Source organism: Streptomyces odontotermitis (assembly GCF_050510915.1).
Taxonomy (GTDB): domain Bacteria; phylum Actinomycetota; class Actinomycetes; order Streptomycetales; family Streptomycetaceae; genus Streptomyces.
In genome coordinates, this window is sequence record NZ_JBNJLS010000008.1 from 193,314 (window position 1) to 217,312 (window position 23,999).

The window sequence follows — 23,999 nt, forward strand, 5'->3', positions numbered from 1 at the left end:
CCGGCATCACCCCGTCCTGACAGGCAGCGTCCGCTGGTCCGGCCCCGCGTACGAGGCGAGGGGCCGGATCAGCGCGTTGTGGGCGAGCTGCTCGGTGATGTGGGCCGTCCAGCCGGTGATGCGGCTCATCACGAAGATCGGTGTGAAGGCCGGGGTGTCGAAGCCCATCAGGTGGTAGGCGAGGCCCGCCGGGTAGTCCAGGTTCGGGTGGAGGGACTTGCGGGCGAGCATGGCGTCGCGCAGGGCCGTGTGCAGAGTGGCGAGGCGGGTGGTCTCCGGGTCGGCGGCGCGGGCGACCAGGCGGTCCAGGGCGTCCTGCATGACCGGGACGCGGGAGTCGCCGTCCTTGTAGACGCGGTGGCCGAAGCCCATGATCCTGCGGCGGGCGGCGAGGGCCTCGTCCAGCCACTCCTCGGCGCGCGCGGGGTCGCCGATCTCGTCCAGCATGCGCATCACGGCTTCGTTGGCGCCGCCGTGCAGGGGGCCCTTGAGGGCGCCGATCGCGGCGGTGACCGCGCTGTGCAGGTCGGAGAGGGTGGAGGTGACGACCCGGGCGGTGAACGTCGAGGCGTTGAAGCTGTGTTCGGCGTACAGCGTCAGGGAGATCTCGAAGCAGCGCACCACCTCGGGGGCGGGCACGCCGCCGAAGCACATGTGGAAGAAGTTCTCGGCGTAGCCGAGTTCGGGGTGCGGCGGGATCGGGGCGAGCCCCCGGCGGCGGCGCTGGTCGGCGGCGACCACGGTCGGCAGCTTCGCGAGGAGGGCGAGGGACTTGGCGCGCTGGGCGGCGGGGCTGCCGTCTTCCTCCGTGGGGTCCTCGGCGCCGAACAGGCTGACGGCGGTGCGCAGGACGTCCATCGGGTGGCAGGTCTCGGGCAGCCGGGCAAGCAGCTCCGACGTGGTGCGGTCCAGGGGGCGCAGGGCGCGCTCGCGGGCCCGGAAGGCGTGCAGCTGCGCGGCGTCGGGGAGTTCGCCGTGCCACAGGAGGTGGGCGACCTCCTCGAAGGAGCGGTGGGCGGCGAGGTCCTGCACGGGATAGCCGCGGTAGGTCAGGGAGTTGGTCTCCTGGATGACGGTGGAGATCGCGGTGGTGTCGACGACGACACCGGCGAGGCCGCGGTGGATCGCGGGGGCGGTGGTGGGCATGGAGGTGCCTCCGAAGCGTCAGGTGCCGGGTGCGGGGCGTCAGATGCGGGGTGCGGGTGCGTCAGGTGCCGGGCGGGAGCGTGAAGTCGAAGACGGCCGTGTCGAAGGCCGCGTAGTCCTCGTAGCCGAGGAGCCCGTACAGCCGGGAGCGGGTCTGCATCCGCGGCAGCAGGGCCTCCTGGGTGCCGTCGGCGGCCAGCGTGCGCAGGCCGTCCTCGACGGCGCCCATGGCCAGGCGGAGCAGGGTCACCGGGTAGAGGGCGATGTCGTAGCCGAGGTTGTCCAGCGTGCGCGCGTCGAGCAGCGGGCTCTTGCCGAACTCGGTCATGTTGGCGAGCAGGGGGACGTCCACGGCCTTGCGGAACGCCTCGAACTCGGCCTCGCCCGCGAGTGCTTCGGGGAAGACCGCGTCGGCACCGGCGTCGACGTACGCCTTCGCCCGGTCGATCGCGGCGGCCAGTCCCTCGGCGGCGCGGGCGTCGGTGCGGGCCATGAGCAGGAAGTCAGGGTCGCGGCGGGCGTCGGCGGCCGCGCGGACGCGGCGGCACATCTCCTCGCGTGCCACGACCGTCTTGCCGTCGAGGTGGCCGCAGCGCTTGGGGTTCACCTGGTCCTCCAGGTGCAGCCCGGCCAGGCCCGCGTCCTCCATCAGCTGGACGGTGCGGGCGGCGTTGAGGGGTTCCCCGAAGCCGGTGTCGGCGTCGACGAGGACGGGCAGGTCGGTGACCCGGGTGGTCTGCTGGGCGCGGGCGGCGACCTCGCCGGCGGTGGTCAGGCCGATGTCGGGCAGGCCCAGGTCGGCGGCGAGGACGGCGCCGGAGAGGTAGGCGGCCTCGAAGCCGGTGTCCTGGATGAGGCGGGCGGAGAGGGGGTTGAGGGCGCCCGGCATGGTCAACAGGCCCCCGGTGGCGAGCCGTTCGCGCAGGGCGCGGCGGCGCTGGGCGGGGGTGGTGCGGGTGTGCAGCATCAGGAGTGCCCCTTCGGCGTCACAAGGGTTCATGGCGGTTCCACAGCAGGGCCTGCGGGATCAGAACAGCCCCTTCGGCAGCCGTGCGTCGTACGCCGTCACGGCCTCGCCGTCGACGGCCGGGAAGAGGCCGTCCAGGTCGGCGGCGCCGAGGTCGGCCAGGTGCGCGGCGGCGGCCAGGAAGCGGTCCTGGTCGGCCGGGGCGACCGTGCCGTCGGCGAGGGTGCGGAACTTGCCCTCGTAGGCGGGACGTTGGAAGGGGCGGGCCCCGGCCGGGTGGGCGTCGGCGACGGCGAGCTCGTCCTCGATGACCGAGCCGTCGTCGAGGGTGAGGACGGCGCGGCCGCCGAAGGCGCGCCGGGCCGGGTCGGGGTCGTGGTAGCGGCGGGTCCACTCCGGGTCCTCGACGGTGCTGATCTTCCGCCAGAGCGCGACGGTCTCCGGGCGGCGGGCGCGCTCGGGGGCGTAGGACCGCTCGTGGTGCCAGACCCCGTCCTCCAGGGCGACGGCGAAGATGTACGGCACGGAGTGGTCGAGGGTCTCGCGGCTGGCCGTGGGGTCGTACTTCTGCGGGTCGTTCGCACCGGAGCCGATGACGTGGTGGGTGTGGTGGCTGGTGTGCAGGACCACGGAACGGACCCGGTCGAGCGGGCCGGTCTTCTCGCGCAGGCGCCGGGCGAGGTCGATGACGGCCTGGGCCTGGTACTCGGCGGAGTGCTCCTTGGTGTAGGTGTCGAGGATCGCGCGGCGCGGCTCGCCGGGCCCGGGGAGCCGGACGGTGTAGTCGGCGCCGGGTCCGTCCAGCATCCAGGCGAGGAAGCCGTCCTCGCCCTCGTAGATCGGCGAGGGGGAGGTCTCGCCGCGCATCGCCCGGTCCACCGCCTCGACGGCCGCCTTGCCCGCGAGGGCGGGGGCGTACGCCTTCCAGCTGGAGATCTCGCCCTTGCGGGACTGCCGGGTCGCGGTCGTGGTGTGCACGGTCTGCTGCACGGCCTGGTACACCGTCCCGGTGGGCAGCCGCAGCAGGGCGCCGAGGCCGCAGGCGGTGGCGGCGCCGAGGTGGGCGACGTGGTCGATGCGGTGCTCGTGCAGGCAGATGCCCTTGACCAGGGCCACCTGGATCTCGTACGCGGTGATGATGCCGCGCAGCAGGTCGGCGCCGGTGCGGCCGGTGTGCTGGGCGACGGCGAGGAGCGGCGGGACGGTGTCGCCGGGGTGGGAGTAGTCGGCCGCCAAGTAGGTGTCGTGGAAGTCGAGTTCGCGGACGGCGGTGCCGTTGGCCCAGGCGGCCCACTCCGGGGAGACGCGGGTACGGGCGCCGAAGACCGAGGCGCCACGCGTCGTCCCGTTCGCGCGGTGGGCGGTGGCCTGGGCGCGGGCGACGGCGACCGGGCGGCGGAGCAGGGACGCGACGGCGACCGCGGCGTTGTCGATGACGCGGTTGACGGCCATGGCGGCGCTGTCGGTGTCCAGCTCCTCGGTGGCGGTGGCGACGGCGGCGAGTTTCCAGGCGAGCTGGTCCTCGCGCGGGAGGCGGTCGGCGCTGGGGTGGACGCGGACGCGGTGGTCGATCACGGGGCTCCTCGTACGGGGGTCCTGGTGGGTGCTGACGTATCGAGGCTGCCCCCGCCACGGCCTCCGGGCCACCGCTCCAACCTGCGGATTCGGTCCATGTTCTGACGGTGAATCCGCGAATCTTGCGAAGAGTGCGGATGTTAGGTTCGCAAGGGCCGCCGCCCACAAGGAGGTCCGCGATGGCCCGGCGACCCGCCGACCGCAAGATCTACGCCCACGCCAAGCTGCGCAGGCTGCGCCGCGAGCACGGCATGAACCAGGTCGACATGGCCCGCGCGCTCGCCATCTCCACGAGTTACGCCAATCAGCTCGAACAGAGCCAACGGCCGCTCACCGCTTCGGTGTTGCTGCGGATCGCCGAGGTCTTCGGAGTGGACGCGGAGTTCTTCTCCGAGGCGGCGGGCGACCGGCTCGCCACCGATCTGCGGGCGGCGCTGGCCGACGAGGCGTGCGGAATCGAGCCGCCCGGCGCCGAGGAGGTCACGGAGGCCGCCCGCGACCACCCCGAGGTGGCCCGCGCCCTGGTCGCCCTGCACCGCCGCTACCGCGACGCCGCCGAGCAGGCCGCCGCCCTCGCCGCACCCGGCCGGGCCGACGGCGCGCTCCTCCCGCCCGGCGAACCCCACGACGAGGTACGGGACTTCTTCTACGCCCACCACAACCACTTCGAACCGCTGGACACCGCGGCCGAGCACCTGGCCGAGGAGTGGCGGCTGCGGCCCGGCCGCTGCGCCGACCCGCTCACGGCACGGCTCGCCGAACGGCACGGCGTCACCGTGGTCCAGGCACCGACGGGACACTCCCCCGACGCCCGCCGCTTCGACGCCGACGCCGGACTCCTGTTCCTCTCCCCCTGGCTGAGCGACGGCCAGCGCGCCTTCCAACTGGCCACACAGCTGGCCCTGTTGGAGCACGGCCCGCTGCTCTCCGGGCTCTGCGCGAACGCCGCCGCCCTGACCTCCCCGGAGTCGCGCACACTGGCCCGCATCGGCCTGGCCAACTACTTCGCGGGCGCCCTGCTCCTGCCGTACACCGCCTTCCACACCGCCGCGGAGGAGGTGCGCTACGACATCGAGCTGCTGTCCGCGCGCTTCGGCGTGGGCTTCGAGACGGTCTGCCACCGCCTGAGCACCCTGCAGCGCACGGGCCGCCGGGGCGTGCCGTTCTCCTTCCTGCGGGTCGACCGGGCGGGCAACATCTCCAAGCGGCAGTCCGCGACCGACTTCCACTTCTCCCGGCTCGGCGGCACCTGCCCGCTGTGGACGGTGTACGAGGCGTTCTCCGCCCCGGGCAGGATCCTCACCCAGGTCGCCGAAATGCCGGACGGCAAGCGGTACTTCTGGGTGGCGCGGACCCTCACCCGGGGCGGCTTCGGCCACCACGCGCCGCGCGCCGAGTTCGCCGTCGCCCTCGGCTGCGACCTGCGGCACGCACACCGCCTCGTGTACGCGGAGGGGGTCGCCCTGACCGATCCGCGCGCGGCGACGCCGATCGGTCTGGGCTGCCGGATCTGCGAGCGCCGCGACTGCGCGCAGCGGGCCCGGCCCCCGGCGGGCGGCCGCCTCGCCGTCGACCCGGACCGGCGCCCGTACGTGCCGTATCAGGTGGAGAACGGCGGCCACCCGTGAGGGAGTGCTTCAGCGGTGCCGGAACTCCGGCGGCCGCTTGTCGGCGAAGGCGCCCATCCCCTCCTTCTGGTCCGCGGTGGCGAACACCGCGTGGAACAGGCGGCGTTCGAAGCGGACGCCCTCGGTGAGCGTCGTCTCGAAGGCCCGGCCCACCGCCTCCTTGGCCATCATCGCGACCGGCAGCGACATGCCCGCGACGGTCTCGGCGACGGCGAGCGCCTCGGTGAGCAGCACGTCGGCCGGGACGACCCGGGAGACGAGTCCGGCGCGCTCGGCCTCGGCCGCGTCCATGGTGCGCCCGGTCAGGCACAGCTCCATGGCCTTGGCCTTGCCGACCGCCCGGGTCAGGCGCTGGGAGCCGCCGATGCCGGGGATGACGCCCAGCTTGATCTCGGGCTGCCCGAAGACGGCCGTGTCGGCAGCGAGCAGGATGTCGCAGAGCATCGCGAGTTCACAGCCGCCGCCGAGCGCGTAGCCGGCGACGGCGGCGACGGTGGGGGTGCGCAGCTGCCCGAGCCGGTCCCAGGCGGCGAACCAGTCGCTGAGGTACATGTCCATGTACGTCTGCGGCTGCATCTCCTTGATGTCGGCCCCGGCGGCGAACGCCCTGGCCGAGCCGGTGATGACGAGACAGCCGCACCCGGGGTCCCGGTCGAGGGCCTCGGCGGCGGCCACGACCTCGTTCATGACCTGGAGGTTGAGGGCGTTGAGGGCCTTCGGCCGGTCGAGGGTGAGCAGGGCGGTGCGGCCCGTGCGTTCGACCCGGATGGTCTCGTACGCGTGCGACGCGGGGTCGGCTGTCGCTTCCTTCGTCACGTCCGCTCTCCGCTCTGGTCCCTGATCGTTCGTACGATGCCGGAGAAGTCCTCCGTGGCACCGGCGCGTTCGGCGTACGCGGCGTACAACTCGGCGGCGCGCAGACCGAGTTCTGCGTCCACTCCGCCTGCGCGCACCGCGTTGGCGGCCAGGCCCAGGTCCTTCGCCATGAGCGACGCGGCGAAGCCGGGCCGGTAGTCGCGGTTGGCGGGGCTGGTGGGGACGGGGCCGGGGACGGGGCAGTTGACACTGAGGGCCCAGCACTGGCCGGACGCCGTGGACGCCACGTCGTAGAGGGCCTGGTGGGACAGGCCGAGGCGCTCGCCGAGCACGAACGCCTCGCTCACGGCGATCATCGAGACGCCGAGGATCATGTTGTTGCAGATCTTGGCGGCCTGTCCCGCGCCCGCGCCGCCGCAGTGGACGGCCTTCTTGCCCATGGCCTCGAGCAGGGGGCGCGCCCGCGCGAACTCCTCCTCTCCCCCGCCCGCCATGAACGTCAGGGTGGCGGCCTCGGCGCCCACCACGCCGCCGGAGACGGGGGCATCGAGGGCGCGTGCTCCCGCGGCGACGGCCCGTTCGTGGGCGGTGCGGGCGTCGGCGACGTCGATGGTCGAGCAGTCGACGAAGAGGGTGCCGGGGCGGGCGGCGGCGAGGAGGTCGTCGTAGAGGGCGAGGACGTGGCGCCCGGTGGGGAGCATGGTGAGGACCACGTCCGCGTCGGCGGCCGCCCCGACCGCCGACGCGGCGGGTTCCACCCCGGCCCGCGCGGCGGCGTCGAGGGCGTCGGCTTGGAGGTCGTGGCCGAGCACCCGGTGTCCGGCCTTGACGAGGTTGGCCGCCATCGGGCCGCCCATGTGTCCGAGTCCGATGAACGCGACGGTCCGGTTCACCAGGCCACCTCCTCGGTGGTGTCGGGTCCGGCGAGGCCGCGTTCGAGCCCGAGTTCGCGCTCGCCGAGAGGGGTGAAGTGGCGCCGTACGTCGGCGTCGGTGACGTCGGCGAGTGCGGCCGGGGACCAGCGCGGAGCGCGGTCCTTGTCGATGACCTGGGCGCGGATGCCCTCCACCAGGTCGGGGCCGGAAAGGGCGGCGCAGGAGACCCGGTACTCCTGGTCGAGGACCCGTTCGAGCGGGCCGAGCCCGCGGGCGGCGCGCAGGGACGCCAGGGTGACCTTCAGTGCGGTCGGTGACTTGGCGAGCAGCGTCTCGGCGGCCTCCTTGGCGTCGGGGTCGCCGTGGGCGAGCAGCCTTCGGACGATCTCCTCTACGGTGTCGGCCGCGTAGCAGGAGTCGATCCAGTCGCGCTGCGCGGACAGCACCCCTGAGGGCGGCGCCTGCACATGGCGGGCGAGGACCTCCCTTACGGGGAGCGCGGCGAGGTCGTCGACGAGTACCGGCAGCGCGGCGGACGGCACGTAGTGGTCGGCGAGTCCGCACAGCAGGGCGTCGCCCGCGCCGACGGGCGTGCCCGTCAGCGCGAGGTGGGTGCCCAGTTCGCCCGGGGCGAGGGCGAGCAGGTAGGTGCCGCCGACGTCGGGGACGAAGCCGATGCCGGTCTCGGGCATCGCGATCCGGGAGCGTTCGGTGACGACGCGGACGCTGCCGTGCGCGGAGACTCCGACGCCGCCGCCCATGACGATGCCGTCCATGACGGCGACGTACGGCTTGGGGTAGCGGGCGATGTGCGCGTTGAGGCGGTACTCGTCGCGCCAGAACGCCGCGGTGGCGCTGCCGTCGCCCGCGCGGGCGTCGTCGTGGATGGCGCGGATGTCGCCGCCCGCGCACAGGCCGCGCTCCCCCGCGCCGGTGAGGACGACGGTCTCGACGGACGGGTCGTGCTCCCACGCGGTGAGCGCCGCGTCAATGCGGCGGACCATGGGGTGGGTGAGGGCGTTGAGGGCGCGGGGGCGGTTGAGTGTGAGGCGGGCGGCCCGCCCTGTGGTGTGCAGCAGGACGGACTGCGCCACGTCGGTGGTCGTACGGACGTCGTCGGCCGTCGTCCGCGCGTCGTCGGCGCTCATGCGATCGCCTCCGTCAGGCCGCGGGCCACGATGACACGCATGATCTCGTTGGTCCCTTCCAGGATCTGGTGGACCCGCAGGTCCCGGACGAGCTTCTCGATGCCGTACTCGCTCAAGTAGCCGTAGCCGCCGTGCAGTTGGAGCGCCCGGTCGGCGACCGTGTAGCCGGTGTCGGTGGCGAACCGCTTCGCCATCGCGCACAGGTACGGCGCCTGCGGGTCGCCCTCGTCCAGGGCCTGTGCGGCCTGGCGTACGAGGGCGCGGGCGGCGGCCAGTTCGGTGGCCATGTCGGCGAGGCGGAAGCGCAGCGCCCCGGCGTCCAGGAGGCGGCGGCCGAACGCCTCGCGGTCGGCGAGGTGGGCGAGGCTGCGGTCCAGGGCGCTGCGGGCGCCGCCCAGCGAGCAGGCGGCGATGCCGAGGCGGCCGCCGTTCAGGCCGTTCATGGCGATGCGGAAGCCCTGGCCCTCGCTGCCGAGGAGCCGGTCTCCGGCCACCCGGACGTCGTCCAGGACGACTTGGCGGGTGGGCTGGGCGTTCCAGCCCATCTTGCGTTCGTTCGCGCCGAAGGAGACGCCGGGGTCGTCCTTGTCGACGACGAAGGCGGAGACGCCGTCGGGTCCCGCGCCGCCGGTGCGGGCCATCACCACGTACAGCTGGGCGGCGCCCGCGCCGGAGATGAACTGTTTGACGCCGGTGAGCAGCCAGTCGTCGCCGTCGCGGACGGCCCGGGTGGTGAGGGCCGCCGCGTCGGAGCCCGCGCCGGGCTCGGTCAGGCAGTAGCCGGCGAGGTCCTCCATGGCGCACAGCCGGGGCAGCCACCGTTCCCGCTGGCCCGGGTCGCCGTAGTGGTCGATCATCCAGGCGACCATGTTGTGGATGGACAGGTAGCCCGCGAGGGACGGGCAGCCGGAGGCGAGGGTCTCGAAGACGAGCACGCCGTCGGAGCGGGTGAGGCCGCTGCCGCCGGACTCCTCGCGGACGTAGACGCCGCCGAGGCCGAGCCCGGCGGCCTTGCGCAGCACGTCGACGGGGAAGTGCTTGTCGCGGTCCCAGTCGAGGGCGTGCGGGGCGATGTGGTCCTGGGTGAAGTCCAGGGTGGTCTCGACGAGGGCCTGCTGGTCCTCGGTCAGGAGGGTGGAGGTCATCGGCGTCAGCCCATCGTCGGGAGGGTGAAGCTGGCGCCCTCGCGCAGTCCTGAGGGCCAGCGGGACGTCACCGTCTTGGTGCGGGTGTAGAAGCGCACGGCGTCCGGTCCGTGCTGGTTCAGGTCGCCGAAGCCGGAGCGCTTCCAGCCGCCGAAGGTGTGGTAGGCGACGGGCACCGGGATGGGCACGTTGACGCCGACCATGCCGGTGTCCACGCGCCGGGTGAAGTCGCGGGCGGTGTCGCCGTTGCGCGTGAAGAGGGCCACGCCGTTGCCGTAGAGGTGTTCGCTGGGCAGCCGGAGGGCCTCCTCGTAGTCGGCGGCGCGCACGACGCACAGGACGGGCCCGAAGATCTCCTCGCGGTAGATCCGCATGTCCGGAGTGACCCGGTCGAAGAGGGAGGCTCCGGCGAAGAAGCCGTCCTCGTGTCCGGGCAGGGTGAAGTCGCGTCCGTCGACGACGAGTTCGGCGCCCTCCTCGACGCCGAGGCCGACGTAGGAGCGGACCCGGTCGACGGCGTCCCGGCCGACCAGCGGGCCGAAGTCGGCCTCGGGGTCGTCGCTGCGGCCGATGCGCAGCGCGGCGATGCGCTCCTTGAGGCGGGCCACGAGGGCGTCGGCGGTCTCCTCCCCGACGGGGACGGCGACGGAGATCGCCATGCAGCGTTCGCCCGCGGAGCCGTAGCCCGCGCCGATCAGCGCGTCCACGGCCTGGTCGAGGTCGGCGTCCGGCATCACGATCATGTGGTTCTTGGCGCCGCCGAAGCACTGGGCGCGCTTGCCGTGGGCGGCGGCGGTGGCGTAGACGTGCGCGGCGACGGGGGTGGAGCCGACGAAGCCGAGGGCGGCGACGCGCGGGTCCTCCAGGAGGGTGTCGACAGCTTCCCGGTCGCCGTGCAGGACGTTGAGGACACCGGGCGGCAGGCCCGCCTCCAGGAACAGCTCGGCGATCCGCAGCGGCACCGACGGGTCCCGCTCGGAGGGCTTGAGGATGAAGGCGTTGCCGCAGGCGAGGGCGGGGGCGGCCTTCCACAGCGGGATCATCGCGGGGAAGTTGAAGGGGGTGATGCCCGCGACGACGCCGAGGGGCGCGCGCAGCGAGTGGACGTCGATGCCGGTGCCCGCGTTGTCGGTGAACTCGCCCTTGAGCAGATGCGGGATGCCGGCCGCGAACTCCACGACCTCCAGGCCGCGTTGGATGTCGCCGTGGGCGTCGGCGATCGTCTTGCCGTGCTCGGCGGACAGGAGCCGGGCCAGGGCGTCCTTCTCGTCCTCGACGAGCTGGAGGAACCGCAGCAGCACGCGGGCGCGGCGCTGCGGGTTCCACTGGCCCCAGCCGGGCTGCGCGCGGGCGGCGTCGGCGATCGCCGCCTCGGTCTCGGCGCGGCTCGCGAGGGGCACGCGGGCCTGGATCCGGCCGGTGTTGGGGTCGTACACGTCGCCGTGGGAGCCGGAGGTTCCCGGGGTGTGCCTGCCTCCGATGAAGTGGGTCAACTCGCGTACGGGGGCGGGGGCTTGGTCGCGGACCATGGGTGTGCCTGCTCTCGTCAGGTGATCCGGGATGGCGCGCCGCCGCGCCGTGCGCACGCGGTGGCGTGCGGGAGCGGGGCTGCGCGAGACCGCGAAGGTCGGTGGGCCGTCAGGGGGTTGCGACGGCCGATCGGCGCTCGCCGTGCGGGGGCCGCGGCCGTCGGGCCGCGGCTTTGCCGGGGACGCGTGTGCACACCGGTGCCATGCGTGTCAGCTCCATCCTCGTGGACAACACGGAACATCCCGCGGCCGGTATCCTGACTCCCGGATCTGCGCGCGCCGCCCGCCTTCCCAACTCCCCCTTCAGGGCGAGTCGGTGGCGTACCGCTCGACGGCACACTCCCCGGTCACAGTGGCGGGACCGTGCCGGATTCACACCGGCTTCCCTGCACCGCGGGCCTTGGTCGCGACTATATAGTTGGACGTCCTAGTAAATCTAGGCTCTCTCCCCGGCCCCTGCCCCTAGGCCCCTTCGTAGGCGTGGAACCCCCGCCCGCTCTTCCGCCCGAGCAGCCCCGCCTCCACCATCCGCTGGAGCAGCGGCGGCGGGGCGTACAGGGGTTCCTTGAACTCCTCGTACAGGGACTCCGCGATGGACGCGACGGTGTCGAGGCCGATGAGGTCGGCCAGTCTGAGCGGTCCCATGGGGTGCGCGCAGCCCAGCTCCATCCCGGCGTCCACGTCGGTGGCGGTGGCGAAGCCCGACTCGGCCATCCGGATCGCGGACAGCACGTACGGGATCAGGAGCGCGTTGACGACGAAGCCCGCACGGTCCCGGGAGCGGACGGCCGTCTTGCCCAGCGTGCGCGTGACGAACTCCTGCACCCTGTCGAGGACTTGGGGCGCGGTGTGCAGCGAGCTCACGACCTCGACCAGCGGCAGCACCGGCACGGGGTTGAAGAAGTGCAGGCCGACCACGTGGTCGGCGCGCCCGGTGGCCATGCCGAGGCGCATCACGGGGATCGAGGAGGTGTTGGTCGCGAGGATCGCCTCCGGGTCCTCGACGATCTTGTCGAGTGCGGTGAAGACCTCCGTCTTGGCGTCGGTGTTCTCCACGACCGCCTCGATGACGAGCTGGCGGTCGGCCAGGTCGTCGAGGCTGCCGGTGAAGGCCGTGCGGGCGAGGGCGTCCTCGGCGGCCGCCCGGTCCGACTTGCCGCGCCGGACGGCGCGTTCGAGGGAGGCGGTGACGCGGTCACGGGCGGCGTGGGCGGCGATCGCGTCGGCCTCGCAGACCAGGGTGTCGAGCCCGGCGCGGGCGCAGACCTCCGCGATGCCCGCGCCCATCTGGCCGCCGCCGACGACGCCGACTCTGGTGATGCCGACTCCGGTGATGCCCGCGTTCGTTCCCGAGGTGCTCATGCGGGGATCTCCGTTCGCGCGGCGAGGTGGCGGGCGTAGGCGTCGGTGGTGAAGAAGGCGGGCAACTCCCGCCCCAGGGCGGTGCGTTCGAAGAGGGAGCGGACCTCGTCGACCCGGGCCCAGGGATGCTCGGCGCCGAGGGCGGCCGCCTCCTCGTCGACGATGCGCAGGACCGTGTCGCGGTCCACGAGGCGGTGCCGGAGCCACTGCCAGATCTGCACGCGGGCGATCTCCGCCGTCGCGGCGTCCTCCATCAGGCCGCCCAGTGCCACGGCCCCCTGCCCGCGCAGCCACGCGTCGAAGTAGCGCAGGGAGACGGCGACGTTGGCGCGAACGCCCTCCGGGGTGGGCGGGCCGACGGTGCGACGCACCGCCAGGAGGTCGGCGGGGGTGACCGCGACGTCCTCGCGGGTGCGGTCCAGCTGGTGCGGGCGCTCCCCGAGGACCTGGTCGAAGACGTCCCGGCACACCGCGACGAGCCCGGGGTGGGCGACCCAGGAGCCGTCGAAGCCGTCCTCGGCCTCGCGTTCCTTGTCGAGCCGCACGGTGGCGAGCGCCGCCGCGTGCGCGTCCGCGTCCCGGCCGGGGACCTGCGCGGCCATGCCGCCGATCGCGTGGGCGCCCCGCCGGTGACAGGTGCGCACGAGCAGTTCGGTGTACGCGCGCATGAAGGGCGCGGTCATGGTGACCTTCGCGCGGTCGGGCAGCACGAAGTCGGGCCGGTGCCCGAGGTTCTTGATCAGGCTGAACAGGTAGTCCCAGCGGCCCGCGTTGAGCCCGGCGCTGTGCTCGCGCAGCTGGTGGAGGATCTCCTCCATCTCGAAGGCGGCGGTGACCGTCTCGATGAGGACGGTGGCGCGGATGGTGCCGCGCGGGATGCCGAGCAGCTCCTGGGCGAGGACGAAGACGTCGTTCCAGAGCCGGGCCTCGTGGTGGTTCTCCAGCTTGGGCAGGTAGAAGTACGGTCCGTGGCCCGCGTCGAGCTGGCGGCGGGCGCAGTGGAAGAAGTACAGGCCGAAGTCCACCAGGGCGGCGGGCAGCGGGCGTTCGTCGATGACCAGGTGCTTCTCGACGAGGTGCCAGCCGCGCGGGCGCACCACGATGGTGGCGAGCTCGTGGCGGTCGCGGAGCCGGTACTCCTTGCCCTCGGGGCTGGTGAAGTCGATGCGCCGCTCGATGGCGTCCAGCAGGGTCAGCTGGCCGCCGACGATGTTGTCCCAGGTGGGTGAGGTCGCGTCCTCGAAGTCCGCCATCCACACCTGGGCGCCGGAGTTGAGGGCGTTGACGGCCATGCGCCGCTCGGGCGGGCCGGTGATCTCCACGCGCCGGTCGGTCAGCCCGGGCGCGGGCGGCGCGACCCGCCAGTCGGGGTCCGAGCGGAGCGCGGCCGTGGTGAGCGGGAAGCCCAACGGCACGCCGGAGGCGATGCGTTCGGCGCGGCGGCGCCGCTCGGCGAGCAGGTCGAAGCGGCGTGCGGCGAACGCCTCGTCCAGGCGGGCGAGGAAGTCGAGCGCCTCGGGGGTGAGGATCTCGTCGTGGCGGTCGCCCGGCCTGCCGGCGACGCGCACCCGGCCGGCGGTCCTGGTGGCACTCATGGCACTCATGGGAATCTCCTCGGCGTGAAGGGAGGGAGGGGGGTGAGGGCCGGACGGAGCGGAGGTGTCCGGCCCTCACCGGATCGGTCACTGGCCGAAGAAGCGGCTCAGTGGAACTGCTCCTCCTCCGTGGAGCCGGAGAGCGCCGTCGTGGAGGAGGCCGGGTTCACGGCGGTGGAGACCATGTCGAAGTAGCCGGTGCCGACCTCGCGCTGGTGCCGGACCGCGGTGAAGCCGTGCTCCTGCGCCGCGAACTCCCGCTCCTGCAGGTCGACATAGGCCGTCATGCCGTGCTCGGCGTAGCCGCGGGCCAGGTCGAACATGCCGTGGTTGAGGGAGTGGAACCCGGCCAGGGTGATGAACTGGAAGCGGTAGCCCATCGCGCCCAGCTCCCGCTGGAACTTGGCGATCTGGTCGTCGTCCAGGGCCGCCTTCCAGTTGAAGGACGGCGAGCAGTTGTAGGCGAGCATCTGGTCCGGGTACCGGGCGTGGATCGCCTCGGCGAACTCACGGGCCTGCGCGAGGTCCGGGGTGCCCGTCTCGACCCAGATCAGATCGGCGTACGGGGCGTAGGCGAGGCCGCGCGCGATGACGGGGGCCATGCCGTTCTGAACCCGGTAGAAGCCCTCGGCGGTGCGCTCGCCGGTCACGAACTCCCGGTCGCGCTCGTCGACATCGCTGGTCAGCAGGTTCGCGGCGAGCGCGTCGGTGCGGGCCACGACGAGGGTGGGGACGTCGGCGATGTCGGCGGCGAGACGGGCCGCGTTGAGGGTGCGGATGTGCTGGGCGGTGGGCACCAGGACCTTGCCGCCGAGGTGGCCGCACTTCTTCTCGGAGGCGAGCTGGTCCTCGTAGTGGATGCCGGCGGCGCCCGCCGCGATCATCGCCTTGGTCAGCTCGAAGGCGTTGAGCGGACCGCCGAACCCGGCCTCCGCGTCCGCGACGACCGGCGCGAGCCAGTCCACGGAGGTGTCGCCCTCGGAGGTGGCGATCTGGTCGGCGCGCAGCAGGGCATTGTTGATCCGGCGCACCACCTGGGGAACGGAGTTGGCCGGGTACAGGCTCTGGTCGGGATAGGTGTGCCCGGCCTGGTTGGCGTCGGCGGCGACCTGCCAGCCGGACAGGTAGATGGCCTGGAGCCCGGCCCTGACCTGCTGCACGGCCTGGCCGCCGGTGAGCGCGCCGAGCGCGTGGATGTAGTCCTGTTCGTGCAGCTGGCGCCACAGCCGCTCGGCGCCGCGCCGGGCCAGGGTGTGCTCCTCGCGGACGCTGCCGGAGAGCCGGACGACCTCCTGTGCGCCGTAGGTGCGCTCGATGCCGCGCCAGCGCGGGTCCGTCGCCCAGCGCCGCTCGAGCTCCGCGGCCGTCGTGCCCTGCTGACCTGCCTGAGCCATGGTCGTCTCCCAGAGTGTGTGGTGAAGTGTGCCAACTCCTGGCACTGGGTGTCGCTGTAGAGCGGGCGCGACCCGCCGGAATCGCGGGGAGGCGATGCTGCGCAACTGGTGCGCCGTGGGCCGCAGTTCGACTCTGGCAGTGGCACTGAGTGCCCTCAACCGTGGACCCATGCCAAGTTCTGCGCATCTTCGGACCCGGAATTGCCAATCTTGCGAAGCCCTCAAACCAGCGTGATCGTCATAGGCTTACGGGCATGAGCAAGACGTACGCGGGGGCGCGGCTGCGCAGGCTGCGCGAGGAGCGGCAGTTGAGCCAGGCCGAACTCGCCCGGGTCCTCGCCATCTCACCGAGCTACCTCAACCAGATGGAGCACGACTCGCGCCCGCTCACCGTGCCCGTGCTGCTCCGGCTGACCGAGACCTTCGGCGTCGACGCCGCGTTCTTCTCCGAGCGGGACACCGGCCGCCTCGTCGCCGATCTGCGCGAGACCCTCGCCGCGGAGGTCACGGCGAACCGGGTCTCCCCCGCCGACCTGGCGGACCTCGCCTCCCGACTGCCCGCGGTCGCCCAGGTGTTGGTGGACCTGGGGCGGCGGGCCCACGCGCTGACCGAGCACCTGGCCGAGACGGCCGACGGCCGGCACGAAGCCTCCGGGGCTCCGCGCTCCGCGCACGAGGAGATCCGCGAGTTCTTCTACCGCCGCCGCAACTATCTGCACGACACCGATCTCGCGGCCGAGGCCCTCGCCCGCGAGATCGGCATCCGCCCCGGCGAGGTCGTGCGCGCCCTGTCCGGGCGGCTCGCTGAGCGGCACGGCGTCCGCCTGGCCACGGGAACGGACGCGGCCGCCCGGCTGCACCACTACGACCCCGAGGCCCGCGTCCTGCACCTGTCGGGGCGGCTGCGCCCCGGCCAGCAGGCGTTCCGCATGGCGACGCAGCTGGCCCTGCTCGAACACGACGCGGAGCTCGACCGGCTCGCCGAGGAGGACTTCGCGGCCGGCTCCCCCACCCACGCCCTGGCCCGCATCGGCGTCGCCAACTACTTCGCGGCCGCGCTCGTGCTGCCGTACACGGCCTTCCACACGGCGGCCGAGGAGGTCCGCTACGACATCGAGCGGCTCACCGACCGCTTCGGCCTCGGCTACGAGACGGTCTGCCACCGCCTCAGCACCCTGCAGCGGCCCCGGCTGCGCGGGGTGCCGTTCTCGTTCGTGCGGGTGGACCGGGCGGGCAACATGTCCAAGCGCCAGTCCGCGACGGGCTTCCACTTCTCGCGGGCGGGCGGCACCTGCCCGCTGTGGAACGTGTACGAGGCGTTCGCCGCGCCCGGCCGCATCCACGTACAGATCGCCTCGATGCCGGACGGCCAGCGGTACTTGTGGACCGCGCGCGCCGTGACCCGCCACCGGGGCGGCTGGGGCGAGCCCGGCAAGACGTTCGCGATCGGGCTCGGCTGCGAGCTGCGCCACGCCCACCGGCTCGTCTACTCCGACGGCCTCGACCTCGCCACCACGGCGGCGGCCACCCCGATCGGCATGGGCTGCCGCGTCTGCGAACGCCTCGACTGCCCGCAGCGGGCGGTCCCGCCGCTCGGCCGCCCGCTGGCCGTGGACGAGCGGAGCAGCACGTTCGTCCCGTATCCGGTGGCGGACGCGCAGCCGTAGCGCCCCGGCCCCGCGCAGACGGCAGCCTCGCTCAGACGGCGCGCGCCTCCTGCCACACGGGCTCCCCAAGGCCCCGCCGCGCCAGCCACCCCCGCAGCTCCTCGACGTCCGCCGCGTCGAGGAGCGCGGGGTCGACGGTGGTCCGCAGCTGGTGCGCCACCCCGGAGTCCACCAGCAGACCCAGGCTGCGCAGCGCGGGCGCGGCGCTGCCCCGCACGCCGGTCACGCGCCCGTACGCCGCCGGGGCCGCCTTCACGTCGAAGCCGACCCAGTCGACGAGGCCCGCGCCCAGGAGCTGCCCGAAGCGGCGCGGGTAGGCGCCGCCGGTGTGCAGGCCGACCTGGAAGCCGAGGCGGCGCACCGCGCGCATCGCGTCGGCGAGACCGGTCTGCAGCAGGGGTTCGCCGCCGGAGAAGACGACGCCGTCCAACAGGCCCCGGCGGCGGGCGAGATGGGCGGTCACCTGGGCCCAGTCGACGGCGGCCGGGGCACGCGGGTCGAGCAGCGCGGGGTTGTGGCAGTAGCCGCAGCGCCACGGGCAGCCCTGGCAGAACACCGTGGTGACGAGGCGGCCCGGCCAGTCGCAGCTCGACAGGCGCGCCCAGCCGCCGATCCGGATCACACCGCCGCTTCCTGGAAGTGCACGCGTTCGGCGTGCTCCCCCTTCTTGCCGATGTTGAAGGACGCCACGGGCCGGTGGTAGCCCATGACCCGCGTCCACACCTCACAACTGCCGCCGCAGGTCGGGCAGTCGTGGTGCTCGCCGGCGAGGTAGCCGTGCTCGGGGCAGATGGAGAAGGTCGGGGTCACCGTGAGGTAGGGCAGCTCGAAGCGCTCCAGCGAGCGCCGTACGAGACTGCGGCACGCCTCGGCCGTGGAGATGCGCTCGGACATGTACAGGTGCAGCACGGTGCCGCCCGTGTACTTGGTCTGCAGCTCGTCCTGGCGCTCCAGTGCCTCGAAGGGGTCGTCGGTCCAGCCGACGGGCAGCTGCGAGGAGTTGGTGTAGTAGGGGTTCGTGTCGGTGCCCGCCTGCAGGATGCCGGGGAAGCGGCGCCGGTCCTCCTTGGCGAAGCGGTAGGTGGTGCCTTCGGCGGGGGTCGCCTCCAGGTTGTAGAGGTGGCCGGTGCGCTCCTGGAACTCGGCCATGCGGGCGCGCACGTGGTCGAGGAGGCGGACGGCGAAGGCGTGCCCGCGCGGGTCGGTGATGTCGTACGCGTCGTGCGTGAAGTTGCGGATCATCTCGTTGATCCCGTTCACGCCGATGGTGGAAAAGTGGTTGCGCAGCGTCCCCAAGTAGCGCTTCGTGTACGGGAACAGGCCGCCGTCGATCAGATCCTGGACGGTGACCCGCTTGACCTCCAGGCTGTCGCGGGCGAGGCCGAGGAGCCGGTCGAGGGCCGCGAGGAGGGCGTCCTCGTCGCCCGCGTGCAGATGGCCGAGGCGGGCGCAGTTGAGGGTGACCACGCCGAGGGAGCCGGTCTGCTCGGCGCTGCCGAAGAGGCCGTTGCCGCGCTTGAGCAGCTCGGTCAGGTCCAGCTGGAGGCGGCAGCACATGGAGCGGATCTGGTGCGGCGCGAGGTCGGAGTTGATGAAGTTCTGGAAGTAGGGGAGCCCGTACTTCGCGGTCATCGCGAAGAGCCGCTCGGCGTTCTCGCTCTCCCAGGGGAAGTCCGCGGTGATGTTGTAGGTGGGGATGGGGAAGGTGAACACCCGCCCGCCGGCGTCCCCTTCGGTCATCACCTCGATGTAGGCGCGGTTGACGAGGTCCATCTCGGCCTGGAGCTCGCCGTAGGTGAAGTCCGCCTCCTCGCCGCCGATGACGGGCACCTGCGCGCGCAGGTCGTCCGGGCACGTCCAGTCGAAGGTGAGGTTGGTGAAGGGGGTCTGGGTACCCCAGCGCGAGGGGACGTTCAGGTTGTGCACCAGCTCCTGCATGCACTGGTGGACCTCCGCGTACGTCATCGCGTCCTTCCTCACGAAGGGCGCCATGTACGTGTCGAAGGAGCTGAACGCCTGCGCGCCCGCCCACTCGTTCTGCAGGGTGCCGAGGAAGTTGACGATCTGGCCGACCGCCGAGGAGAAGTGCCGGGGCGGCGCCGAGTCGATCTGCCCGGGCACTCCGTTGAACCCCTCGGTGAGCAGGGTGCGCAGCGACCAGCCCGCGCAGTACCCGGCGAGCATGTCGAGGTCGTGGAGGTGCAGGTCGCCGTCCCGGTGGGCGTCGGCGACCGCCGCCGGATACACCTGGTCCAGCCAGTAGTTGGCGACGACCTTCCCGGCGGTGTTGAGGATGAGCCCGCCCAGCGAGTACCCCTGATTCGCGTTGGCGTTGACCCGCCAGTCGCTGCGGTCCACATATTCGGTCACCGAAGCCACGGCGTCGATCTGAGTCACGTCGGCCCTCCCACGAGGCAGTACGGAGAAAGGTCCTCGCCGCGCGGAGATGCGCGGGAGGCGGCCGGCAGGTATCGGACTCGGGCCGTCGTGCGGCACTCACCGTTGCGGGGCAGCCCCGGACTCGCACCGGGTTCCCTGTTGCCTCGGCGGGCAGTTGAGCGCCCGCCGAACCGACTGCCGAAACACTACATGTGGGGTTATGGGCGACACGCCGACGCTAGATATTGGGTGACGTTGGGCCCTGGTGGCGGGTCTTTGGTCCCGCGAGCGCGCCCTACGCCTTCCGCTCAACTCCCGCCGCCCCCGCGGTTTCCGTGGCGCCCGCGGCTCCCCCGGCGCCCGCGCCCCCGTCCTCCTTCATCGCCCGCGTCTCGCTCTTGAGGATGCGCAGCGACTTGCCCACCGCCCGCGCGCTGTCCGGGAGCTTCTTCGAGCCGAAGAGCACGACGACGACGAGCGCCACGACCACCAGGTGCCAGGGTTCCAGTGCATTGCGGAGCATGGCCGCCCCACCCCTTCTCACATCGGCCCGAGAGGCGCACCCCCGGCGGACCGCCCGGATGCCCCCTCAGGAAAGGTTGCTACATTGCGCAACTGTACAACCATGGAGGAGGAGCACCCTTGGCAGCCAGTCACAAGCGCAAGCGGGGCCGGGGGCGGCGCGCGCTCCTGACCGTCGTGTCGTTCGGCGTCCTCGCGACGGCCGGTGCGGGCTGGGTGTATCTGCGGCTCAACGGCAACATCAACACCTTCGGTTCGGACGGCATCTCCGACGAGCGGCCGGGCGCGGACTCGTCGAAGGGACAGAACGTCCTGGTCATCGGCTCGGACGCGCGCACCGGCGGGAACAGTGCGCTCGGCGGCGGCGACAAGGGCGACATAGGCCGCTCGGACACCGCGTTCCTGCTGCACGTGTACGCGGACCGCAAGCACGCCGTCGCCGTGTCCATCCCGCGCGACACCCTCGTGGACATCCCGCCCTGCCGGCTGCCGGACGGCTCCTGGACGAAGACGCAGCCGGACACGATGTTCAATGCGGCGTACTCGGTCGGGCAGACCGCCAAGGGCAACCCGGCGTGCACCCAGAACACCGTCGAGAAGCTCACCGGGCTGCGCGTCGACCACACCGTCGTCGTGGACTTCAAGGGCTTCGCCTCGCTGACGGACGTGGTGGGCGGGGTCGAGGTCTGCCTGCCGAAGGACGTGTACGAGGGAGACCTCAACCCCAACCGGGGCAGCCGGGGCGACCGCCTGTTCCGCAAGGGCCCGCAGGAGGTGTCGGGCACCGAGGCGCTGGACTACGTCCGCATCCGGCACGGCATCGGCGACGGCTCCGACATCGGCCGCATCAAGCGCCAACAAGCCTTCGTGGCAAGCCTGTTGAAGAAGGTGAAGAGCGACGGCCTCACCCCGACCAAGCTGCTGCCGCTGGCGGACGCCGCGACCAAGTCGCTGACCGTCGATCCCGGCCTGGGCTCCGCCGACAAGCTCATCTCCTTCGCGATGTCGCTGCGGGACATCGACCTGGGCAACACCACGTTCGTCACCCTCCCCTGGCGGTACGAGGGCTCGCGCGTCGCCGTCGTCCAGCCGGACGCCGACGCGCTGTGGGCCTCGCTCAAGGACGACCGCACGCTCGACGGGAAGGACGCGGGCGGCGGCGGGCGCGACGACGACCGGCCCGCACCCAAGGACAGCGGCCCCGTCCGGGGCGCCGGCATCGAGGTCGCCGTCCGCAACGGCACCACCGTCACGGGCCTCGCCGCCCGCGCCGCCGGGACGCTCACCGAGCACGGCTTCACCGTCACCGGCACCGCGACGGCCGACCGCCAGGACCACACCACCACCCTGATCGAGTACGGGCCCGGCCAGAGGAAGAAGGCCGAGTCCGTAGCCCGGCTCTTCGCGGACGCCGAGCTCAAGGCGGCCCCGGCCGACGCCCCGGGCATCCGGATCACGCTCGGCCGCGCCTACGCCGCCGACCCGTCAGCCACCGCGTCAGACAAGCCCTCCGCCACCCCCTCGCCCGTCCCCTCCAAGGTCGCCGCCGACGCCCGCTCCGGCGACGCCGACGCCTGCTCCGACCTCTCGTACGGCTGACCCTTCGTACGACTGACCTCTCGTACGGCCGACCCTGAGATGTCCCTGATCCGCCCGTGAGCTGCGTCAGGAGACTTTGACAGGCCCCGAGGTACATGTCAGCGTTTCTTGACAGGCACGAGAGAGAGGCCGCGATGGCCGGGGAAAGCGATCGGGAGCCGACGGGCGACCAACTGCTCAAGGTGCTCTCGGCGCTGGGCAATCCGCATCGCATGCGGATCGTCGCGGCGCTCCACGAGAAGCGCAATTACGTGAGCGCGCTGGCCCGTGAGATCGGCATGGGCCGCCCGCTGCTGCACATGCACCTGAAGCTGCTCGAGGGCGCCGGTCTCGTCGTCGGCACGCCCGAGGTGGCGGCGGACGGTAAGACCATGAAGTACTTCGAAGTGGCGCCCTTCCTCTACGAGTTGACGCCCGAGGTCGTCCACCGGTCCGCCTCGACCCTCACCGAGAAATCAGCGAACGAGGAAGCCAAGCGAACGGACAATCGGTGACGCTCGCCGACGGTGACGCGAGCGCCTGGGTGGGTGCCGTCGGCGCGGGCGGCACCTCCCCGTGACGGACGCGGAGTCCCACGCCGTGAGCCGGACGCCGTGAGACCGACTCCGTGAGGCCGACGGGCCCGGACCCTCGGTGGGGTCCGGGCCCGTCGCACGGTCCGCGGTTCAGGCCGCGGCGCCCACGAGTGCGGGGCGCTCGGCGGCCTCCAGCGACTCGATCAGCGAGAGCCGGGCCCGGGACACGCGCGACCGCACCGTGCCCACGGGGCAGCCGCTGATCAGCGCGGCCTCCGCGTAGCTGATGCCGAGGAGCTGGGTGAGGACGAACGCCTCGCGCCGCTCGTCGGGCAGGCCGTCGAGGAGCTCGGTGAGCGCGATCCCGTCGTCGAAACCGGGCAGCCCGCGCGACTGGGTGTGCTCGGCGAGCAGCTGCCAGTCGTCGGTGTCCGAGATCCGGGGCCGGGCCGCGGTGCGCCGGATGCTGTCGACGACCGCGCGCCGGGCGATGGACAGCAGCCACGTACGGGCGGAGGACCGCCCCTCGAACCGGTGCAGGCTGCCGAGGGCCCGCAGGAACGTGTCCTGGGTGAGGTCGTCGGCGGCCTGGGGGTCCGCGCCCAGATAGGTGACGTAGCGGCGCACGTCGAGGTGGAGGGCGCGGACGAAGTGCTCGATCGCGTCGGGGTCACCGCCGCGGGCGGCGAGTGCCCACGCCGTTATCGACTCGTCGCGCGAGGGCGACAGGGCAGGAGTGATCACCTGGTGTCCTTCTCGGGAATCCGGACCGAGGACGGGTGGCCTCTCGCGTACTGCCTGGCGCGTTCTGCCTGGCGCGTTCTGCGCACGCGTCAGCGGATCCGGTGGCGTGAAGTGGTGGGGGACGGCCGGGCGTACGGAGCCGCGTGGTCGGTGCGGTGCGGATCCGGATGAGTACGCGCACGGCCGATGCCTGAGGCACCGCGCGCTGGACGCGCACATGGCCTCGGGAAACCGGCTGTCTCAGATGACAGCGGTCCCCATGGGCGGACCCCGAGAAGTGATGGCGTGGACGAGGAGAAGGCCCGGCACCGCACGGTGCGAACGGGTCCTGCGGACCCGGATCCGCGGGCGGTGCGGCGGCGCGGGCAGCACCAGGGGCACCCGCAGCGGCGCGACCAGCCAGCCCGCGAAGGCCCGCGCGATACGGAAAGCGGCGCGCTCTCCGTACGCGAGCCAGAGGCCGCTCACGAGGGCGGCGAGAAGGTGGGCGGCGAGCATGCCGGTCGGGGACATGCCGCCCATGTCATGGTTCATACCCATGCCGTGGCCCATGTCCATGCCGTGATCCATGCCCATGCCATGGCCCATGTCCGCACCGTGCCCCATGTGCCCCATGTGCCCCATGTCGCCCATGTGCTCCATGTGTTGCCGTGCCGACATAGAAGGCATGGATGTCATGGATGTCATCGACGACATGGCGCCCATGTCATGCACGGACGCTCCGGAGCCGGAGCCGGTCCCGCCCCCGCCTCCGCCCCCAACAGCCCCACACGTCACATCCTGCATCCACCGCGTCGCGAGGGAAGAACCGCCCGGCTGAGCGGGGGCCGCCAGCGTCTGGGCGAGCGTGAACGTGGAGTGGAGGGCCGCCTGGGCGGCCACGGTGGCCGAGACCACGACGAGCAGGCCGCGTTCGGTTCCGGCCAGGCACCAGGCGGCGCCGCCCGTGGCGACGGCGCCCGCGGCGAGCGTCCACCCGGGCAGCCCCGAGCCGGACATCAGCACGTGCCCCAGGGCTGCGAGCAGCACACAGACGGCCGCGAACACCGCGGCCCGGACCGTGCGAGACACCCACTCAGCAGTCATGGCGGGGTCATCCTTGCATTCGCCTCAGGCGCGGCAAGAGCCGGTCCGGAAATTGCCCATGCGGCAAGGGCGCACGGAGAGTTGTGACCCAGGCCACAACAACGTGCGGGAACTGGCGGCGCGTTCGGCCCGACCTCTAGCGGACGTACAGGTCAGGGTTGAAGGGGATGAGGGACGGCTGTGGCGGCGGAACACCGGGCCCGACCGGGCGGAGCGCGACCTGACACGGAAGTACCGGGCCGAGCGGGTCCGGACACGGGCCACGCCGCAGGCGGCCCGACCACGGGCGAACTCCCGGAATCCGCGC

General features: G+C 72.6%; 20 protein-coding genes and 2 riboswitches. Of the genes, 4 read left to right on the forward strand and 16 right to left on the reverse strand.

What is annotated here, in order from left to right; all coding sequences use genetic code 11:
• Window positions 1–6: 6 nt before the first annotated feature.
• The 3 genes from ACQB60_RS23945 to ACQB60_RS23955 all read right to left on the reverse strand — a co-directional run bounded on the left by ACQB60_RS23945 (window position 7) and on the right by ACQB60_RS23955 (window position 3,688).
• Window positions 7–1,146 (reverse strand): bifunctional 2-methylcitrate synthase/citrate synthase, encoded by a 1,140-nt coding sequence (locus tag ACQB60_RS23945; protein ID WP_496928145.1) that lies wholly within the window; start codon window positions 1,144–1,146, stop codon window positions 7–9.
• A 61-nt stretch (window positions 1,147–1,207) separates the two neighbouring features.
• Window positions 1,208–2,113, reverse strand: a complete 906-nt coding sequence (gene prpB / locus ACQB60_RS23950; RefSeq protein WP_496928260.1) for a methylisocitrate lyase — start codon at window positions 2,111–2,113, stop codon at window positions 1,208–1,210.
• A 60-nt stretch (window positions 2,114–2,173) separates the two neighbouring features.
• The gene (locus ACQB60_RS23955; protein WP_496928146.1) at window positions 2,174–3,688 is read right to left on the reverse strand and encodes an MmgE/PrpD family protein; all 1,515 of its coding nucleotides are present in this window, start codon (window positions 3,686–3,688) and stop codon (window positions 2,174–2,176) included.
• Window positions 3,689–3,867: 179 nt separating this feature from the next.
• Here ACQB60_RS23955 and ACQB60_RS23960 point away from each other — a divergent pair, with 179 nt between their 5' ends.
• The gene (locus tag ACQB60_RS23960; protein WP_496928147.1) at window positions 3,868–5,316 is read left to right on the forward strand and encodes a short-chain fatty acyl-CoA regulator family protein; all 1,449 of its coding nucleotides are present in this window, start codon (window positions 3,868–3,870) and stop codon (window positions 5,314–5,316) included.
• A gap of 9 nt (window positions 5,317–5,325) precedes the next feature.
• Here the strand turns inward: ACQB60_RS23960 and ACQB60_RS23965 are convergent, their stop codons facing one another.
• The 8 genes from ACQB60_RS23965 to aceA form a co-directional block, all read right to left on the reverse strand.
• Window positions 5,326–6,132 (reverse strand): enoyl-CoA hydratase, encoded by an 807-nt coding sequence (locus tag ACQB60_RS23965; protein ID WP_496928148.1) that lies wholly within the window; start codon window positions 6,130–6,132, stop codon window positions 5,326–5,328.
• Entirely contained in the window at window positions 6,129–7,025 is an 897-nt protein-coding gene (gene mmsB, locus ACQB60_RS23970) for a 3-hydroxyisobutyrate dehydrogenase (protein ID WP_496928149.1), read from the reverse strand. The genes ACQB60_RS23965 and mmsB overlap by 4 nt, the downstream gene beginning before the upstream one ends.
• Window positions 7,022–8,155, reverse strand: a complete 1,134-nt coding sequence (locus tag ACQB60_RS23975; protein ID WP_496928150.1) for an enoyl-CoA hydratase/isomerase family protein — start codon at window positions 8,153–8,155, stop codon at window positions 7,022–7,024. The genes mmsB and ACQB60_RS23975 overlap by 4 nt, the downstream gene beginning before the upstream one ends.
• A complete protein-coding gene (locus ACQB60_RS23980) occupies window positions 8,152–9,300 on the reverse strand; it encodes an acyl-CoA dehydrogenase family protein (protein ID WP_496928151.1) in 1,149 nt (382 codons plus the stop codon). The genes ACQB60_RS23975 and ACQB60_RS23980 overlap by 4 nt, the downstream gene beginning before the upstream one ends.
• A gap of 5 nt (window positions 9,301–9,305) precedes the next feature.
• Window positions 9,306–10,829 (reverse strand): CoA-acylating methylmalonate-semialdehyde dehydrogenase, encoded by a 1,524-nt coding sequence (locus ACQB60_RS23985; protein WP_496928152.1) that lies wholly within the window; start codon window positions 10,827–10,829, stop codon window positions 9,306–9,308.
• Between the two features lie 230 nt (window positions 10,830–11,059).
• Window positions 11,060–11,240: riboswitch (cobalamin riboswitch) on the reverse strand.
• A 51-nt stretch (window positions 11,241–11,291) separates the two neighbouring features.
• Window positions 11,292–12,191: a 3-hydroxybutyryl-CoA dehydrogenase gene (locus tag ACQB60_RS23990; RefSeq protein WP_496928153.1), complete on the reverse strand. Its 900-nt coding sequence runs from the start codon at window positions 12,189–12,191 to the stop codon at window positions 11,292–11,294.
• Window positions 12,188–13,786, reverse strand: a complete 1,599-nt coding sequence (gene aceB, locus ACQB60_RS23995) for a malate synthase A (RefSeq protein WP_496928261.1) — start codon at window positions 13,784–13,786, stop codon at window positions 12,188–12,190. Before aceB ends, ACQB60_RS23990 begins: the two co-directional genes overlap by 4 nt.
• A 107-nt stretch (window positions 13,787–13,893) precedes the next feature.
• Window positions 13,894–15,180 (reverse strand): isocitrate lyase, encoded by a 1,287-nt coding sequence (gene aceA / locus ACQB60_RS24000; RefSeq protein ID WP_496928154.1) that lies wholly within the window; start codon window positions 15,178–15,180, stop codon window positions 13,894–13,896.
• A gap of 254 nt (window positions 15,181–15,434) precedes the next feature.
• Here aceA and ACQB60_RS24005 point away from each other — a divergent pair, with 254 nt between their 5' ends.
• Window positions 15,435–16,847 (forward strand): short-chain fatty acyl-CoA regulator family protein, encoded by a 1,413-nt coding sequence (locus ACQB60_RS24005; RefSeq protein WP_496928155.1) that lies wholly within the window; start codon window positions 15,435–15,437, stop codon window positions 16,845–16,847.
• 31 nt (window positions 16,848–16,878) lie between these two features.
• Here ACQB60_RS24005 and ACQB60_RS24010 read toward each other — a convergent pair whose 3' ends face one another.
• The 3 genes from ACQB60_RS24010 to tatA form a co-directional block, all read right to left on the reverse strand.
• Window positions 16,879–17,469 carry an anaerobic ribonucleoside-triphosphate reductase activating protein gene (locus tag ACQB60_RS24010; RefSeq protein ID WP_496928156.1) on the reverse strand — a complete coding sequence of 197 codons (591 nt, stop codon included), beginning with the start codon at window positions 17,467–17,469 and terminating at the stop codon, window positions 16,879–16,881.
• Entirely contained in the window at window positions 17,466–19,244 is a 1,779-nt protein-coding gene (locus ACQB60_RS24015; RefSeq protein WP_496928157.1) for a ribonucleoside triphosphate reductase, read from the reverse strand. The genes ACQB60_RS24010 and ACQB60_RS24015 overlap by 4 nt, the downstream gene beginning before the upstream one ends.
• A gap of 49 nt (window positions 19,245–19,293) precedes the next feature.
• Window positions 19,294–19,437: riboswitch (cobalamin riboswitch) on the reverse strand.
• Window positions 19,438–19,521: 84 nt separating this feature from the next.
• A complete protein-coding gene (tatA, locus tag ACQB60_RS24020; RefSeq protein ID WP_496928158.1) occupies window positions 19,522–19,749 on the reverse strand; it encodes a Sec-independent protein translocase subunit TatA in 228 nt (75 codons plus the stop codon).
• A 92-nt stretch (window positions 19,750–19,841) separates the two neighbouring features.
• Here tatA and ACQB60_RS24025 point away from each other — a divergent pair, with 92 nt between their 5' ends.
• Together ACQB60_RS24025 and ACQB60_RS24030 are read left to right on the forward strand one after the other, a co-directional pair.
• Entirely contained in the window at window positions 19,842–21,347 is a 1,506-nt protein-coding gene (locus ACQB60_RS24025) for an LCP family protein (RefSeq protein WP_496928262.1), read from the forward strand.
• 134 nt (window positions 21,348–21,481) lie between these two features.
• Entirely contained in the window at window positions 21,482–21,841 is a 360-nt protein-coding gene (locus ACQB60_RS24030; protein WP_496928159.1) for an ArsR/SmtB family transcription factor, read from the forward strand.
• Window positions 21,842–22,012: 171 nt separating this feature from the next.
• Here the strand turns inward: ACQB60_RS24030 and ACQB60_RS24035 are convergent, their stop codons facing one another.
• Window positions 22,013–22,606: a sigma-70 family RNA polymerase sigma factor gene (locus ACQB60_RS24035; protein WP_496928160.1), complete on the reverse strand. Its 594-nt coding sequence runs from the start codon at window positions 22,604–22,606 to the stop codon at window positions 22,013–22,015.
• A gap of 240 nt (window positions 22,607–22,846) precedes the next feature.
• Complete coding sequence (locus tag ACQB60_RS24040; RefSeq protein ID WP_496928161.1) at window positions 22,847–23,692, reverse strand: hypothetical protein; 846 nt, start codon at window positions 23,690–23,692, stop codon at window positions 22,847–22,849.
• Window positions 23,693–23,999: the final 307 nt, after the last annotated feature.

Coding starts and splice junctions, on each gene's coding strand:
- prpB (WP_496928260.1), bottom strand. CDS start 2,113: ATGCTGCACACCCGCACCACCCCCGCCCAGCGCCGCCGCGCCCTGCGC.
- ACQB60_RS23990 (WP_496928153.1), bottom strand. CDS start 12,191: ATGAGCACCTCGGGAACGAACGCGGGCATCACCGGAGTCGGCATCACC.
- aceA (WP_496928154.1), bottom strand. CDS start 15,180: ATGGCTCAGGCAGGTCAGCAGGGCACGACGGCCGCGGAGCTCGAGCGG.
- ACQB60_RS23945 (WP_496928145.1), bottom strand. CDS start 1,146: ATGCCCACCACCGCCCCCGCGATCCACCGCGGCCTCGCCGGTGTCGTC.
- aceB (WP_496928261.1), bottom strand. CDS start 13,786: ATGAGTGCCACCAGGACCGCCGGCCGGGTGCGCGTCGCCGGCAGGCCG.
- ACQB60_RS23980 (WP_496928151.1), bottom strand. CDS start 9,300: ATGACCTCCACCCTCCTGACCGAGGACCAGCAGGCCCTCGTCGAGACC.
- tatA (WP_496928158.1), bottom strand. CDS start 19,749: ATGCTCCGCAATGCACTGGAACCCTGGCACCTGGTGGTCGTGGCGCTC.
- ACQB60_RS24040 (WP_496928161.1), bottom strand. CDS start 23,692: ATGACTGCTGAGTGGGTGTCTCGCACGGTCCGGGCCGCGGTGTTCGCG.
- ACQB60_RS24005 (WP_496928155.1), top strand. CDS start 15,435: ATGAGCAAGACGTACGCGGGGGCGCGGCTGCGCAGGCTGCGCGAGGAG.
- ACQB60_RS23985 (WP_496928152.1), bottom strand. CDS start 10,829: ATGGTCCGCGACCAAGCCCCCGCCCCCGTACGCGAGTTGACCCACTTC.
- ACQB60_RS23960 (WP_496928147.1), top strand. CDS start 3,868: ATGGCCCGGCGACCCGCCGACCGCAAGATCTACGCCCACGCCAAGCTG.
- ACQB60_RS24030 (WP_496928159.1), top strand. CDS start 21,482: ATGGCCGGGGAAAGCGATCGGGAGCCGACGGGCGACCAACTGCTCAAG.
- ACQB60_RS23975 (WP_496928150.1), bottom strand. CDS start 8,155: ATGAGCGCCGACGACGCGCGGACGACGGCCGACGACGTCCGTACGACC.